This window comes from Bradyrhizobium sp. BRP19, assembly GCF_020194195.1.
GTDB classification, from domain to species: domain Bacteria; phylum Pseudomonadota; class Alphaproteobacteria; order Rhizobiales; family Xanthobacteraceae; genus Bradyrhizobium; species Bradyrhizobium yuanmingense.
Map to the genome: position 1 here is coordinate 212,789 of NZ_JADYVZ010000005.1, position 12,361 is coordinate 225,149.

The 12,361-nt window shown below is 64.5% G+C and carries 15 protein-coding genes; 8 read left to right on the forward strand and 7 right to left on the reverse strand.

Annotated features, from left to right (window positions below; translation table 11 throughout):
* Positions 1-82 precede the first annotated feature (82 nt).
* The 7 genes from I6F36_RS18520 to I6F36_RS18550 form a co-directional block, all read right to left on the reverse strand.
* Positions 83-796 (reverse strand): ABC transporter ATP-binding protein, encoded by a 714-nt coding sequence (locus I6F36_RS18520; RefSeq protein ID WP_036001768.1) that lies wholly within the window; start codon positions 794-796, stop codon positions 83-85.
* On the reverse strand, positions 789-1,556 hold the full coding sequence (locus tag I6F36_RS18525; protein ID WP_225171913.1) for an ABC transporter ATP-binding protein: 768 nt from the start codon (positions 1,554-1,556) through the stop codon (positions 789-791). The genes I6F36_RS18520 and I6F36_RS18525 overlap by 8 nt, the downstream gene beginning before the upstream one ends.
* On the reverse strand, positions 1,549-2,493 hold the full coding sequence (locus I6F36_RS18530) for a branched-chain amino acid ABC transporter permease (RefSeq protein ID WP_036001776.1): 945 nt from the start codon (positions 2,491-2,493) through the stop codon (positions 1,549-1,551). Before I6F36_RS18530 ends, I6F36_RS18525 begins: the two co-directional genes overlap by 8 nt.
* Positions 2,490-3,407: a branched-chain amino acid ABC transporter permease gene (locus tag I6F36_RS18535; RefSeq protein WP_036001780.1), complete on the reverse strand. Its 918-nt coding sequence runs from the start codon at positions 3,405-3,407 to the stop codon at positions 2,490-2,492. The genes I6F36_RS18530 and I6F36_RS18535 overlap by 4 nt, the downstream gene beginning before the upstream one ends.
* 303 nt (positions 3,408-3,710) lie before the next feature.
* Positions 3,711-3,929 (reverse strand): hypothetical protein, encoded by a 219-nt coding sequence (locus I6F36_RS18540; RefSeq protein ID WP_036001783.1) that lies wholly within the window; start codon positions 3,927-3,929, stop codon positions 3,711-3,713.
* A 1-nt stretch (position 3,930) separates the two neighbouring features.
* Positions 3,931-4,590 (reverse strand): acyl-homoserine-lactone synthase, encoded by a 660-nt coding sequence (locus I6F36_RS18545; RefSeq protein ID WP_225140653.1) that lies wholly within the window; start codon positions 4,588-4,590, stop codon positions 3,931-3,933.
* An 83-nt stretch (positions 4,591-4,673) separates the two neighbouring features.
* Positions 4,674-5,402, reverse strand: a complete 729-nt coding sequence (locus I6F36_RS18550; RefSeq protein ID WP_036001794.1) for a LuxR family transcriptional regulator — start codon at positions 5,400-5,402, stop codon at positions 4,674-4,676.
* 165 nt (positions 5,403-5,567) lie between these two features.
* On the opposite strand from I6F36_RS18550, the gene I6F36_RS18555 reads away from it, so the two are divergent.
* From I6F36_RS18555 to I6F36_RS18590, 8 genes are all read left to right on the forward strand, one after another.
* Complete coding sequence (locus tag I6F36_RS18555) at positions 5,568-5,744, forward strand: hypothetical protein (protein ID WP_036001797.1); 177 nt, start codon at positions 5,568-5,570, stop codon at positions 5,742-5,744.
* Between the two features lie 310 nt (positions 5,745-6,054).
* The gene (locus I6F36_RS18560) at positions 6,055-6,333 is read left to right on the forward strand and encodes a DNA cytosine methyltransferase (protein WP_346656666.1); all 279 of its coding nucleotides are present in this window, start codon (positions 6,055-6,057) and stop codon (positions 6,331-6,333) included.
* A 61-nt stretch (positions 6,334-6,394) separates the two neighbouring features.
* Positions 6,395-7,333: a LysR family transcriptional regulator gene (locus tag I6F36_RS18565; RefSeq protein WP_225128458.1), complete on the forward strand. Its 939-nt coding sequence runs from the start codon at positions 6,395-6,397 to the stop codon at positions 7,331-7,333.
* Positions 7,334-7,464: 131 nt separating this feature from the next.
* Positions 7,465-8,340, forward strand: a complete 876-nt coding sequence (locus I6F36_RS18570) for a shikimate dehydrogenase (RefSeq protein WP_225171915.1) — start codon at positions 7,465-7,467, stop codon at positions 8,338-8,340.
* Positions 8,341-8,396: 56 nt separating this feature from the next.
* Positions 8,397-9,527, forward strand: a complete 1,131-nt coding sequence (locus I6F36_RS18575) for an ABC transporter substrate-binding protein (protein WP_036001805.1) — start codon at positions 8,397-8,399, stop codon at positions 9,525-9,527.
* A 218-nt stretch (positions 9,528-9,745) separates the two neighbouring features.
* Positions 9,746-10,621: a branched-chain amino acid ABC transporter permease gene (locus I6F36_RS18580; protein ID WP_225171916.1), complete on the forward strand. Its 876-nt coding sequence runs from the start codon at positions 9,746-9,748 to the stop codon at positions 10,619-10,621.
* Positions 10,618-11,616: a branched-chain amino acid ABC transporter permease gene (locus I6F36_RS18585; RefSeq protein WP_036020342.1), complete on the forward strand. Its 999-nt coding sequence runs from the start codon at positions 10,618-10,620 to the stop codon at positions 11,614-11,616. Before I6F36_RS18580 ends, I6F36_RS18585 begins: the two co-directional genes overlap by 4 nt.
* On the forward strand, positions 11,613-12,356 hold the full coding sequence (locus tag I6F36_RS18590; protein WP_036001814.1) for an ABC transporter ATP-binding protein: 744 nt from the start codon (positions 11,613-11,615) through the stop codon (positions 12,354-12,356). Before I6F36_RS18585 ends, I6F36_RS18590 begins: the two co-directional genes overlap by 4 nt.
* The last annotated feature ends 5 nt before the right edge of the window (positions 12,357-12,361 follow it).

Sequence of the window (12,361 nt, forward strand, 5' to 3'; positions counted from 1 at the left end):
GCGAAGCAATCCAGGATCTTTCCGCAGCGGCAGTCTGGATTGCTTTGCTGTGCTCGCAACGACGACGCGGCTGGAGCTGGGCTCAAATTCCCAGATATTTGTGCTGCAGGTCCGGCGCGGCCATCAGCTCGTCGGAGGTGCCGCTCCACACCGTCTTGCCGCGCTCGATGATGTAGTGGCGATCGCAGATGCGGGCGAGATGGTCGACGTTCTTGTCGACGACCAGGATCGACTGTCCGCGGCTCTTGAGTAGCGACAGGCAATTCCAGATCTCCTGCCGGATCAGCGGCGCGAGGCCTTCGGTCGCCTCGTCCAGGATCAGGAGCTTTGGATTCGTCATCAGCGCGCGGCCGATCGCGAGCATCTGCTGCTCGCCACCGGAAAGCTGGTTGCCCATGTTGGACGCGCGTTCGGCGAGGCGCGGAAACATCACGTAGATCGCGGCGAGCGTCCAGGGATTATCGCTGTTGAAGCGATCCGCCGCGGCCGCGACCAGGTTTTCGCGCACGGTGAGGTTCGGAAAGATCTGCCGGCCCTCGGGCACGAGACCAACACCGAGTTTCGCAATCCGGTAGGACGGAAGCTGCCGCACCTCCGCGCCCGCGAAGCGAATGGTGCCCGCGCGCGCCGGCGTCAGGCCCATGATGGAGCGGATGGTGGTGGTCTTGCCCATGCCGTTGCGGCCCATCAGCGAGACCATCTCGCCCGGCTTGATCGACAGCGACAGGCCGAACAGCACCTGGGACAGGCCGTAGCAGGTCTCGATGCCGTCGACCTCGAGCAGTGTGTCAGCCATGATGCGTCACCACATGCTGATCGCCGAGATAGGCGCGCTTGACGTCCTCATTGGCCCGGATCGCGGCCGGGTCGCCGGAGGCGATGACGCGGCCATAGACCAGCACCGTGATGCGGTCGGCCAGCGCGAACACCGCCGGCATGTCGTGCTCGACCAGCACGATCGAGACCTCTTTCCGCAGCTCCTGGAGCAGCTTCACCATGCGCTGGGATTCGGTCACGCCGAGGCCGGCCATCGGCTCGTCGAGCAGCAACAGCTTCGGCTTGCTGGCGAGCGCGACCGCGAGCTCCAGCTCGCGGCGTTCGCCATGGCTGAGCCTGGAGACCACGACGTCGGCGCGATGGCCGAGGCCGACGCGATCGAGCGCCGCCTGCGCGGCATCGCGCAGGCCCTTCTCTTTCCGCGCATTGGCGAAGAATCGGAACGAGGTGCCGGCATGCGCCTGCGCCGCCAGCGCGACATTGTCCGCGGCGGTGAAATCGAGCAGCAGCGAGGTGATCTGGAACGAACGCGCCAGGCCCAACGCGCAGCGGCGATAGGCTGGCAGATAGGTGATGTCGCGCCCCGCCAGCGAGACGCTGCCGGAATGCGGTTCGAGATGCCCGGTGAGCTGGCTAATCAGCGTGGTCTTGCCGGCGCCGTTCGGGCCGATGATGGCGTGCAGCTCGCCGGATGCGACGTCGAGCGAGACGTTGTCGGTGGCGACGATGCCGCCGAAGCGGCGCACCAGCTTTTCGACGCGGAGCAAGGGTTCAGCCACGGCCAGCCCTCCCGAGTGCGCCCATGATGCCGCCGCGGCCGAACAGGACGATGAGCAGCAGCAGCGGGCCCAGGATCAGCGCCCAATATTCGGTGATCTGCGACAGCAGTTCTTCCAGCAGCAGGAACACCACCGCACCCATGACCGGGCCGAACAGCGTGCCCATGCCGCCCAGGATCACCATCACCATGAGGTCGCCGGAACGGGTCCAGTACATCACGGCCGGGCTTACGAAATCGGTGTTGTTGGCGAGCAGCGCGCCGGCAAGGCCGCACATCGTGCCTGATATGACGAAGCAGACCAGTTGGTAGCGCTTGGCCGGGAAGCCGATGGCCTGCATGCGCTGCTCGTTGGAACGCAGGCCCTGCACGACAAGACCGAAGCGCGAGTTGACGATGCGCCATATCAGGAGCATGACGCCGAAAAGGCAGGCGAGGCAGAGATAATAGAACTGCGTGCGGTTGCCGAGATCGATCAGACCCGAGAAGTCGCTGCGCGTGTAGATGGTCAGGCCGTCGTCGCCGCCGTAACGGGCCAGGCCCGAGGCGACATAGTAGGCCATCTGGGCGAAGGCCAGCGTGATCATGATGAAGTAGACGCCACGGGTGCGCAGCGACAGCGCGCCGATCACCAGCGCATAGATCGCCGACGCCGCAATCGCGACCGGAAACTGGATGAAGCCGGACCCAACGCCTTCCTGCGCGAGCATGCCGACGGCATAGCCGCCGATGCCGAGATACGCGGCATGGCCAAAGCTCATCAGGCCCGCAAATCCCATGATGAGGTTGAGGCTCGCAGCCGCCAGCGCCAGGATGATGATGCGGGTGAACAGCGTCAGGATGAAGACGTTGCCGGTCAGCTGCGAATAGAGCGGCAGCAGCACGAGGCCCGCCAGCATCAGGGCCGTGACGGCCTTGCTCACGCTCAAACCCTTCATCGACGATTGGCCGGAAACAGCCCCTCCGGCCGCACCACCAGCACGATCGCCATCAGCAGATAGATCAGCATGGAGGACAGCGCGGGCGCGGCGGTGGATGCGGCGGCGCCGCTCAGCACCTGGCGGAGCAGGTTCGGAAGGAAGGCGCGGCCGAGCGTGTCGATCATGCCGACGAAGATCGCAGCGAGGAAAGCGCCGCGGATCGAGCCGATGCCGCCGATCACGATGATGACGAAAGCGAGGATCAGGATGTTCTCGCCCATGCCGATCTGCACGGTCAGGATCGGCGCCTGCATCAGCCCGGCAAGGCCGGCGAGTGCGGCGCCCAGGCCGAACACCAGCGTGTAGAGCAGCTTGATGTTGATGCCGAGTGCGCCGATCATCTCGCGGTTGGAGGCGCCGGCGCGGATCAGCATGCCGATGCGGGTGCGCATCACGCCGAGATAGAGCAGCAGCGCGACCAGCAGCGCTACCCCAATGATGGCGAGGCGATAGGCGGGATAGTGAATGCCGGGCAGGATCGGCACCGGCACGGTGAGCCAGGCCGGCAGCGGCAGCGCCAGGCCCGCCGGGCCCCAGATCAGCCGCACGGCTTCGTTGAAGAACAGGATCAGGCCGAAGGTCGCGAGCACGTGGTCGAGATGGTCGCGGCCATAGAGATGCCGCAGCGCGCTCACCTCCAGCACGATGCCGAGCACGAGCGTCGCGCCCAACGCCATCAGCGCGCCGAGCAGGAAGCTGCCGGTCCACGCCGCGAAGGTGGCGGCGAAATAGGCGCCCATCATATAGAGCGAGCCGTGCGCGAGGTTGACGAGATCCATGATCCCGAACACCAGCGTCAGGCCCGCGGCGAGCAGGAACAGCAGCAGACCGAACTGCAACCCATTCAAGAATTGTTCGACGACGAGCAGCATCAGGACTCTTTCAGGCGCATACAGACGCGCGCCGATGTTCGAACACAGTCGCCATCAGTGAAAGAGCTCCCCCTGCCTCTTCAAGGCCGAAAAATGGGTAATGGCAGTATCGTTCCGAGGCAAGAGCGATTCGACATCAAACATGCACTTTGTTGCATCTCGGCACGTGCGGCCGGGACGCGCCCCGCAATGCAAAAAAGCTGCCGCACGGCATGAGGCAACCTGCCGCAGCGAAACGGCATCACCCTCTCACCGGCTGGCGGTGAGAGGGTACGATCGTCGTAAAATCGAGCAGGGCTGCGTCTAGTGCGACGTCATCTGCCGGGGGAGCTCGTCCGGCTCGGCGAGAACGCTGTTGGCCGTCGACGCCTCCAGGGCCGCCATCCGAAACAGATAAGCGAGCGTCGTCAATCCGGTGTCCTCCGCCATTTGCGCCAGTTCGAGCGCCATGTCGGACATGTAGCCGAGATCCTCGTCTTTCATTTGCGCCATGATCTGGCTGTCCCGCATCACGTTCGACATCTCAGGCGCTCTTTCGTTGCGCGGCAACATGACCGCAGAGGTTGGCACGGGCGATGGCATCGAGACGAGGGCCGTCCTGCTGCACGACCGAAGCCGTGCCGATCCGATGATGCAGGGCATCGAGCGTCTCCCGACGAATGTCGATGGTCGCCGCCATGGTCCATGCGTTCTCGACCAGAGCCGGTAGGCCGAGCGGCGTCACGACGAAGCCGGCTTCGTGGAAGCGCGGCAGCCACCAGGTCTCCATGATCGCGCTGACCTGCGCGATTCCCTGGTCGAGGCAGAACTCCTGCACCGCAGCCATCAGTTGCAGGTTGAGCGCGCCGTCGCGGCGATCGCGCACGACGAAGTAGCGCGACCATTCCCACACTAGCGGATCGGCGGGCCAGCCGCGAACCGCCGCCAGATGCGGAAACACCTCACTCATCATCGAGGGCTTGGTGGTCGGATAGAGCCGATGACCGCCCACGACGCGGCGGCCTTCCAGCGCCAGCAGGTAGACGGTGTCCTCGTCGTCGTAGGAATCGATCTCACGGCCATCCGGCCTGCGCAGCGTCTCCCAGCGCCGCTCCTCGACGAAGATGTCGTGACGCAGCCGGAAATGCTGCTCGATTATGTCTTCATAAAGGTGACGATTTACCGCGGAAACTGCGTGAATCATGAAAACCCCCATTCATCCTCAATGGGGGGAGATTCTGCGAAAAGACGCAGCTTCGGTATTGGGAAATTTCCCAGTAAGGCGGCTTAAGGATTGATGATCTTGTTCCGAATCGCCAGCGCGACCGCATGCGTACGGTTGACCGCGCCGAGCTTGCGCGCAGCAGTTGCAAGATGCTCTTCGGCGGTGCGCTGGGTGATGTGCAGGATCTCGCCGATTTCCCAGGCCGACTTCCCCTGCGAAGCCCAGGCGATCACCTCGCGTTCGCGCGGCGTGAGGCGCGTCGACGGATGCGGCATCGGCTCGAGCAGACGGCGAATGTGGTCGAAGCCATACATCGCCATCAGATGCAGCGCCGGCTTGCTGCGGGCATTGAGGTCGAGATGGACACCGCCGAGCGAGACCGCCGCCTCGTAGCCGGTGAGGCCGTGGATCGGCACGATGAAGCCGCGCGACATGCGGAACTCGCTGGCACGGTTCATCACCTCGGCCGCATTCGGCTCGAGTTCCGCATCATAGGGCGCTTCCGACCACTCGAAGGGATTGACCGACTGCCGGCACAACCGCACCACGGGATCGAAACGATCGTAGTTTTTCTCGGTGTAGAGGCTGAACCATCCCGCAGGCCAGCGTTTGGCGAGCACCATCTGCGCAAACTGCTGATCGGGATTGGGCAACCCCGTCACGATGATGGTTTCGAAGCCGAAGCGACCGAACGCCGCTTCGAGCGCGTTCATGGCCTCTGGTACCTTGCGGTAGGTCTGCAGGCCTTCGATGAAGTCGAGCGCCTCCCGGCCATAGTCTACGGCGGACATCGTACGTTTCCTGACCCTCGCGCTTCCGTATAGCACGTATTCACAGACCGCCTCAATTCGCTGTGGCCGTAGTTTCCCGGTGCTCATGCGCTCTGAGGATTTAACTACTTGTGGCAGAATTGACGCCACGATACACCTGAGAACATCCGAAGCGGGAAGCCAACGATGGAAGACGAGGACATCGCCCTCAACAGCGTGCTCGGCCTGGAATTGAACCGCGTGTTTTTTGCCGTCCGCGAAACGGCGAACAAGCAGAAGATCATCGAGTTTGCGCGCGAGGTGCTGCAGAGCGAGCGCGCGGAGCTGGCCGAGAGCGTGTCGCCGGAAGGGCCGGCGAGCTAGAGCGCCGTTGCAACAGCCGAAGCAACAGATCGCGCCACGAGAGCGCCTCTCCATCTGACCGCGCGGGTTTTATTCGAAGCATCTGACCGGGAAGTTACTCCGCCATCAACAGCCACGAGCTAGCTGCGCCCTTACCCTGCCCTGGAGGGGGGGCGGCACGCGGTCGAGCGAAGCGAGATTGCGTGACGGGGTGGGGTGATCTCTCCACTCGGCACCGCTTCAATGGATAGACTGTGACCCCACCCCGCTCGCGCTGCGCGCGATCGACCCTCCCCCTCCAGGGGAGGGTAGTCGCCGCGACCTTCCCTCTATCCTCCAGCTAGATTGTCACAAGCGAACTGATGGATTCCATGACATCTATGGACGCATGTCTTGGGATGCTCCCTCGCCAACCATTACTGGTGGATGCTTTAACCCATCTAAGGGACGCTTTCTGCATCCAACGCAGGATCGGGCCATCACTTTGCGTGAAGCGGCGATTCTTCAGTCGTTTCCGCGGAGATATCGGTTTCCTACTAAAGCAAGCAAAGAGTCAGTAGCCCTCATGATCGGCAATGCAGGTGTGCCCAGCTGCGAGATATCAGCTTGACGATGGCTATATTGCAACTTCTTATGGCGCGATCGCGGAGAGCATTGTGGGCATCCGATAGATGATGACGCTGCGCCAGGTCGAAGTGATCCGTGCCGTGATGGTGACGGGCACCATCGGCGGTGCGGCGAAGCTGCTCAACGTCTCGGCGCCGGGGATCAGCCGCCTCGTCAAATACACCGAGCGCTCGCTCGGCATCCGCTTCTTCCAGCGCCAGAACGGCCGCTACTTCCCGACGCCGGAAGCGGAGAACATCTTCGAGCAGATCAACGGCGTCTACAAGAAGGTCGACGACCTCTCCGAGATCATCTCCAAGATCGGCCGCGGCGGCCTGTCGGAGCTGCGCATCGGCTCGGTGCCGAGCATCTCGCAGGTGATGGTGCCGCGTGCGATCGAGCGCGTCCGCCGCCGCTATCCCGATCTCGGCATCGACATCAACATCCTCAAGCTCGAGGAAGCCATCGACTACCTGATGCTCGGCCGCGGCGAATGCGTGGCGATGAGCTATCGGCTCGAGCATTCCGGGCTCGACTTCATGCCGCTCGCTTCGGGCGAGCTCTATTGCATCGTGCCGCCCGGCCACGAGCTCTCCGGCCGCAAGCAGGTCTCCGCCGCCGAGATCACGCGCTATCCGCTGATCGGCATCGATCCCAACGACCCCTACGGCCGGATCATGGCCGGGATCTTCGCGCGCCACCGGCTCGACTACAACATCACGATCCGCGCGCGCTTCGGCACCACCGTCTGCGCGCTGGTGAAGGCGGGGCTCGGCATCGCCATCATCGACCAGTTCACCGTCGCCCATGGCGGCTATCCCGGCATCGAGCTTCTGAAGATCGCCGAGCCGACGCGGTTCGACACCTACATCGCAGTCAAGCGCGGCACGCCGCTGTCGCTGCATGCGGAGTACTTCATCGAGGCCCTGCGCACCGAGATGCGCGCGGTCGAGCCGTCCCGCGGCAGTGGCAAGACCGCCCCTGCCCGCGGGCGGAAGAAATAACATGATGTTAGGTTTGCCAGATAAAAGGGTAATTGTGTTAGGCGGGGGAAAGGCTATCGTCGCAGCTGGAATTGCACGGATTTCCCCGCTAATGGCCGGGGCCGGACGCTCCCTTGAGACGATAGCGAACCATGTCGAAACGCGGATACGCCGCCAGCAAGAAGCTCCTCACCGGCCTGATCGGCGCCCCGATCGCGCATTCCGCCTCGCCCGCCATGCATGAGCGCGCCGCCGAAGCGCTCGGCCTGCGCGGCCATTACCAGCTTATCGAGGTCGCCGGCGCCGATGCGGCCGGGCTGCGCATGATGCTCGAGGGCGTCCGGCGGCTCGGCTTTGCCGGCGTCAATGTCACCTACCCCTACAAGGAAGCGGTGGTGCCGCTGCTCGACGCGCTGGCGCCGGGCGCAGCCAGCATGGGCGCGGTCAACACCGTCGTCGTCAGGGATGGCCGGCTGACGGGCCACAACACCGACACCACGGGTTTCGCGCGGGCGGTGACGCCATTGCTGGCGCCCTCCGGCAACGCCATCGCCCTGATCGGCGCCGGCGGCGTCGGCAAGGCCATCGCGTTTGCGCTGGCGAGCCAAGAGGTGGCTGACATCCGCATTTTCGACAGCGAGCCGGCGCGCGCCGAGAAGCTGGCCGCCATACTCGCCCCGCGCGGCGCCCGCGTCGCCGCCAGCGTCGAGGATGCGCTCGACGGTGCGACCGGTCTCGTCAACGGCACGCCGGTCGGCATGCTGCCGAACCGTGACACGCCGGTGCCGGCGGGACTGCTCAGGGCGGACCTATGGGTCGCCGACGCCGTCTATTCGCCGCTGATCACGCCGCTGCTGGCCGCAGCGCGAGAGAAAGGCGCGAAGATCATGACCGGCCGCGACCTCGCGATCTACCAGGCCGCCGACGCCTTCGAATTGTTCACAGGCCTTGCCCCATCCACCGAGATCATGGGAGAGGCTTTCGACGCCGTGATGGCAGCGCGCAGCGCCGCCTATCAGGCAGCTTGAGGCGAAGCGGCCGGATACAAGGCCGCTTGCAAGATTTGAAACGGGAGGAGAGGACGATGAAATCAACGCTAGTGGTGGGCGCATTGCTCACCGTCATGACCGCAACGGGCGCCTTTGCCCAGGCGATCAAGCTCGCCAACGTCGCGGAGCTCTCGGGCGGCGGTGCCACCGTCGGCACGAACTGGAAGAACGGCATCGACCTCGCGATCGAGGAGATCAACGCCAAGGGCGGCGTGCTCGGCCGCAAGCTCGAGGTCAGCCACGCCGACTCGCAGTCCAACCCCGGGGTGGCGCGCGCCCAGGTGCAGAAGGCGCTCGACGCCGAGCCCTATGTGCTGCTCGGGCCCGGTTATTCCGGCTCGGTGAAGGTGACCGCGCCGCTCGCGGCCGAAGCCGGCATCGCGCAGATCATGGGCGGCGAAGCCGCCGAGCTGACGCAGACAGGAAACAAGTTCCTGTTCCGCACCTCCTTCGGCCAGCAATCCTCAATGCCGAAGGTCGCAAAGTACATCCACGACGAGATGAAGGCGAAGACCGTTGCGGTGGTCTGGGTCAACAACGACTTCGGCCGCGGTGGCCGCGACGTCGTGGTCAAGGAGCTCGACCGGCTCGGATCCAAGGTCGTCGCCGATCTCTCCACCGAAGCGGGCCAGGCCGACTTCGCCGCCGACGTCGGCAAGATCAAGGCCGCCAATCCCGACGCCGTGTTCGTCTATCTGAACGAGGAAGAGAGCGCGCGCATCCTGAAAGAGCTGAAGCGCCAGGGCGTCACCGCGCCGCTGATGGGCGAGACCACGCTGATCGGCCAGAAGGTGATCGAGCTCGCGGGCGATGCCGCCAACGGCGCGCGCGGCCATGTCGGCCTCACCACCGACGCGCCGGTCGATCTGGTCAAGGCGTTCCGCGAGAAGTTCTCCAAGAAGTACAATTACGTCCCCGATCATAACGGCCTGAAGGGCTACCTCGCCGTCTACATGGTGAAGGCGACCACGGAAAAGATGGGCAAGGTCGACCCGAAGAAGTTCGCCGACACGCTGCACGGCCTCACCATCAAGGCCGCGGACGAGCCGGGCATTTTGATGGACGTCACCTTCAGCGACACCGGCGACATCGACCGCCAGAGCTTCCTGGTCGAGGTGGTCGAAGGCAAGCAGGTGGTGAAGCAGGTGCTGCCCAAGGTGAAGTGAAGCGTGGCCCTTCTCCCTCGCCCCGCTCTACGCGGGGAGAGATCTTTCGTCTCCCTCTCCCCGCCCCTTCGCGGGGAGAGGGCGGGGTGAGGGGCTGCTTCCGCGACGACGGTGACAATCGAGTACGCGGAGACAGCCCCTCACCCCAACTCTCTCCCCGTAAGTACGGGGAGAGGGAGAAGAAAGAGAGCGGGGAGAGGGAGAGGAAAGAGGGGAACATGTCCAACCTATTCGATCTACTGGTCGCGGGGCTCGCCACCGGCGCCATCTACGCGCTGGTCGCGGTCGGCTTCACGCTGCTGTGGCAGACCTCGCAAACTATCAATTTCGCGCAAGGCGAGTTCGTGATGCTGCCGGCGTTCCTGATGCTAGCCGCGATGCATGTGGGCGCGCCGTTCTGGCTCGCGATCATCGTCGGCATCCTGCTCTCGCTGATCCTGCTCGGGCTCGCCTTCAAGATGCTGCTGGTGGACCCGATGATGCGTCACGGTGTGCTACCGCTGGCGATCGCGACCATGGCGCTCGCGATCGGCATCAAGGAATCGGTCAAGCAGTTCTACAGCGCGGAGGCTTCGCCCTTCCCCTCGATCGTGCCGACCGGCGACATCTCCATCCTCGCCCATGCTGTGTCGCTGCAGAGCATCGGCGTGCTCACTGTTGCCATCCTCGCCGTTCTCGGCCTGACCACGCTGCTGAGCCGTACCTCGCTCGGCCACCAGATGCAGGCGGCGGCGCAGAACCCGACGGTGGCCCGCATCATCGGCGTCCCGGTCGAGCGCATGATCCTGCTGACCTTCCTGATCAACGCCTTCCTGGTGGCGCTGGCCTCGCTGCTGATCACACCGATCTACCTCGCAAAATTCTCGTCCGGCGAGGTGCTGGGCCAGGCCGCCTTCATCGCCGCGATCGTCGGCGGCTTCAACCAGGTGCGCGGCGCCATCGCCGGCGGCCTGCTGATCGGCGTACTCGACAATCTCGCGGCGGCCTATGTGTCGACGCAGTATCGCGCCGCCGTGCCGATGATGTTCCTGATCGCCGTCATCCTGTTCCGGCCGCAGGGTTTGCTCGGCCGTGCCGAGGAGCGCACCGTATGAGCGGCATCGCCAAACCCCTGAAGATCGCGCTCGGCCTTGCCATCATCGCCGCGCTGATCATCGTCCCCATGAACTTCAACCGCTACGGCCTGTTCATCCTGAGCCAATGGGCGGTGATGAGCATCGCCGCCATGGGGCTCAATCTCACGCTCGGCTATGCCGGCCAGGTCTCGCTGGCGCAAGGCGCCTTCGTCGGCATCGGCGCCTATGCGGCCGCGATCATGACCACGCATGGCTGGCCGCTGCCGGCGGCGATCCTGGTGGCGATCGTCTTGAGCTTTGCGATCGGCTGGGTGCTCGGCTATCCCGCACTGCGCGTGCAGCATCATTACCTCGCCTTCGTCACCCTCGCCTTTTCCACCCTCGCCTTCCTGGTGTTCCGCAACGAGAGCTGGCTGACCGGCGGCATCTACGGCATCTCCAACATCCCGCGTCCGCACATCTTCGGCATCGCGACCAACAAGCCGCTGCCGTTCTACTATGTCTGCCTCGGCTCGCTCGCGATCGTCTCGCTTGCGGTGTGGTGGCTGATCCGTTCGCCCTGGGGCCGCGCCTTCATGGCGTTGCGCGAGAATCCGTTGCGCGCGCAATCCCTCGGCGTCGATACCCGCCGCTACACGCTGATGGCCTTCGCGATCGGCTCGGCGCTCGGCGGCGTCGCCGGCGCGCTCTATGCGCCGCTGACGCAATATATCGATCCGGTGCCGTTCAACCTGTCGCTCTCGCTCGATCTCCTCTTGATGGTGATCGTCGGCGGCGCCGGCTTCTATTTCGGCCCCTTCCTGGGAGCGATGATCGCGGTGCTGCTGCCGGAATGGCTGCGCTTCACGGAAGGCTATTATCTGATGCTCTACGCCGTCGCCGTGATGCTGCTGCTGATCTGGTCGCCGACCGGCATTCTCGGAATCCTCGACCGATATCTCGCCGAGCGCCGCACCAAGGCGGCGTCCGCGCTGCGCGCCGTCGCAAAGTCGCGCCTGGAGACGGCGCAATGAGCGCGGTCCTCGAAGTCACCGACATCAAGAAGAGCTTTGGCGGCATCCACGCCGTCAACGGGGTCTCGTTCGACGTGCGCGAGGGCGAGATCCTCGGCCTGATCGGGCCGAACGGCTGCGGCAAGTCCACGCTGTTCAACTGCATCCTCGGCCAGCTCACGCCGACCGGCGGCGAGGTCAAGCTCGATGGACAGGTCGTCACGGGCCTGCGTCCCTCCGAGCTCAACAAGCTCGGCGTCAGCCGCACCTTCCAGCTGTTGCAGGTGTTCCCAAAGCTCTCGGTGCGCGAGAACCTGATCCTCGCCGGACAGGAGCACCAGGGCAACATGGCCTCGCGCCTGGTCGGCCGCTCCGATGCCGGGCTGACCGAGGCCGCCAACCAGATGATCGGCTTCTTCAAGCTCGACCATCTCGCCGACGAGCCGGCTGGGGGTCTCTCTTATGGTCAGCAAAAACTGCTCGATGCCGCCATGGCCTTCATGGGCGGCTCGCGCCTGGTGCTGCTCGACGAGCCAGCCGGCGGCGTCAACCCGTCGATGCTGGCGGACCTCAAGGAGCGCCTGGTCGCGATCAACCGCGAGAAGAACGCCACCTTCGTCGTGATCGAGCACAACATGGAGTTCGTGATGTCGCTGTGCTCGCGCGTGATGGTGATGGCGGAAGGCAAGGTGCTGGCGATGGGCCGGCCCGACGAGGTCCGCAAGAACCCCGCCGTGATCGAAGCCTATCTCGGACATTAGGAGCG

What these genes read in the sequence shown, in the direction of transcription:
- I6F36_RS18520 (WP_036001768.1), bottom strand. Translation starts at nt 796, where the DNA reads ATGGCTGACACACTGCTCGAGGTCGACGGCATCGAGACCTGCTACGGC.
- I6F36_RS18530 (WP_036001776.1), bottom strand. Translation starts at nt 2,493, where the DNA reads ATGAAGGGTTTGAGCGTGAGCAAGGCCGTCACGGCCCTGATGCTGGCG.
- I6F36_RS18535 (WP_036001780.1), bottom strand. Translation starts at nt 3,407, where the DNA reads ATGCTGCTCGTCGTCGAACAATTCTTGAATGGGTTGCAGTTCGGTCTG.
- I6F36_RS18540 (WP_036001783.1), bottom strand. Translation starts at nt 3,929, where the DNA reads ATGTCGAACGTGATGCGGGACAGCCAGATCATGGCGCAAATGAAAGAC.
- I6F36_RS18545 (WP_225140653.1), bottom strand. Translation starts at nt 4,590, where the DNA reads ATGATTCACGCAGTTTCCGCGGTAAATCGTCACCTTTATGAAGACATA.
- I6F36_RS18550 (WP_036001794.1), bottom strand. Translation starts at nt 5,402, where the DNA reads ATGTCCGCCGTAGACTATGGCCGGGAGGCGCTCGACTTCATCGAAGGC.
- I6F36_RS18555 (WP_036001797.1), top strand. Translation starts at nt 5,568, where the DNA reads ATGGAAGACGAGGACATCGCCCTCAACAGCGTGCTCGGCCTGGAATTG.
- I6F36_RS18565 (WP_225128458.1), top strand. Translation starts at nt 6,395, where the DNA reads ATGATGACGCTGCGCCAGGTCGAAGTGATCCGTGCCGTGATGGTGACG.
- I6F36_RS18570 (WP_225171915.1), top strand. Translation starts at nt 7,465, where the DNA reads ATGTCGAAACGCGGATACGCCGCCAGCAAGAAGCTCCTCACCGGCCTG.
- I6F36_RS18575 (WP_036001805.1), top strand. Translation starts at nt 8,397, where the DNA reads ATGAAATCAACGCTAGTGGTGGGCGCATTGCTCACCGTCATGACCGCA.
- I6F36_RS18580 (WP_225171916.1), top strand. Translation starts at nt 9,746, where the DNA reads ATGTCCAACCTATTCGATCTACTGGTCGCGGGGCTCGCCACCGGCGCC.
- I6F36_RS18585 (WP_036020342.1), top strand. Translation starts at nt 10,618, where the DNA reads ATGAGCGGCATCGCCAAACCCCTGAAGATCGCGCTCGGCCTTGCCATC.
- I6F36_RS18590 (WP_036001814.1), top strand. Translation starts at nt 11,613, where the DNA reads ATGAGCGCGGTCCTCGAAGTCACCGACATCAAGAAGAGCTTTGGCGGC.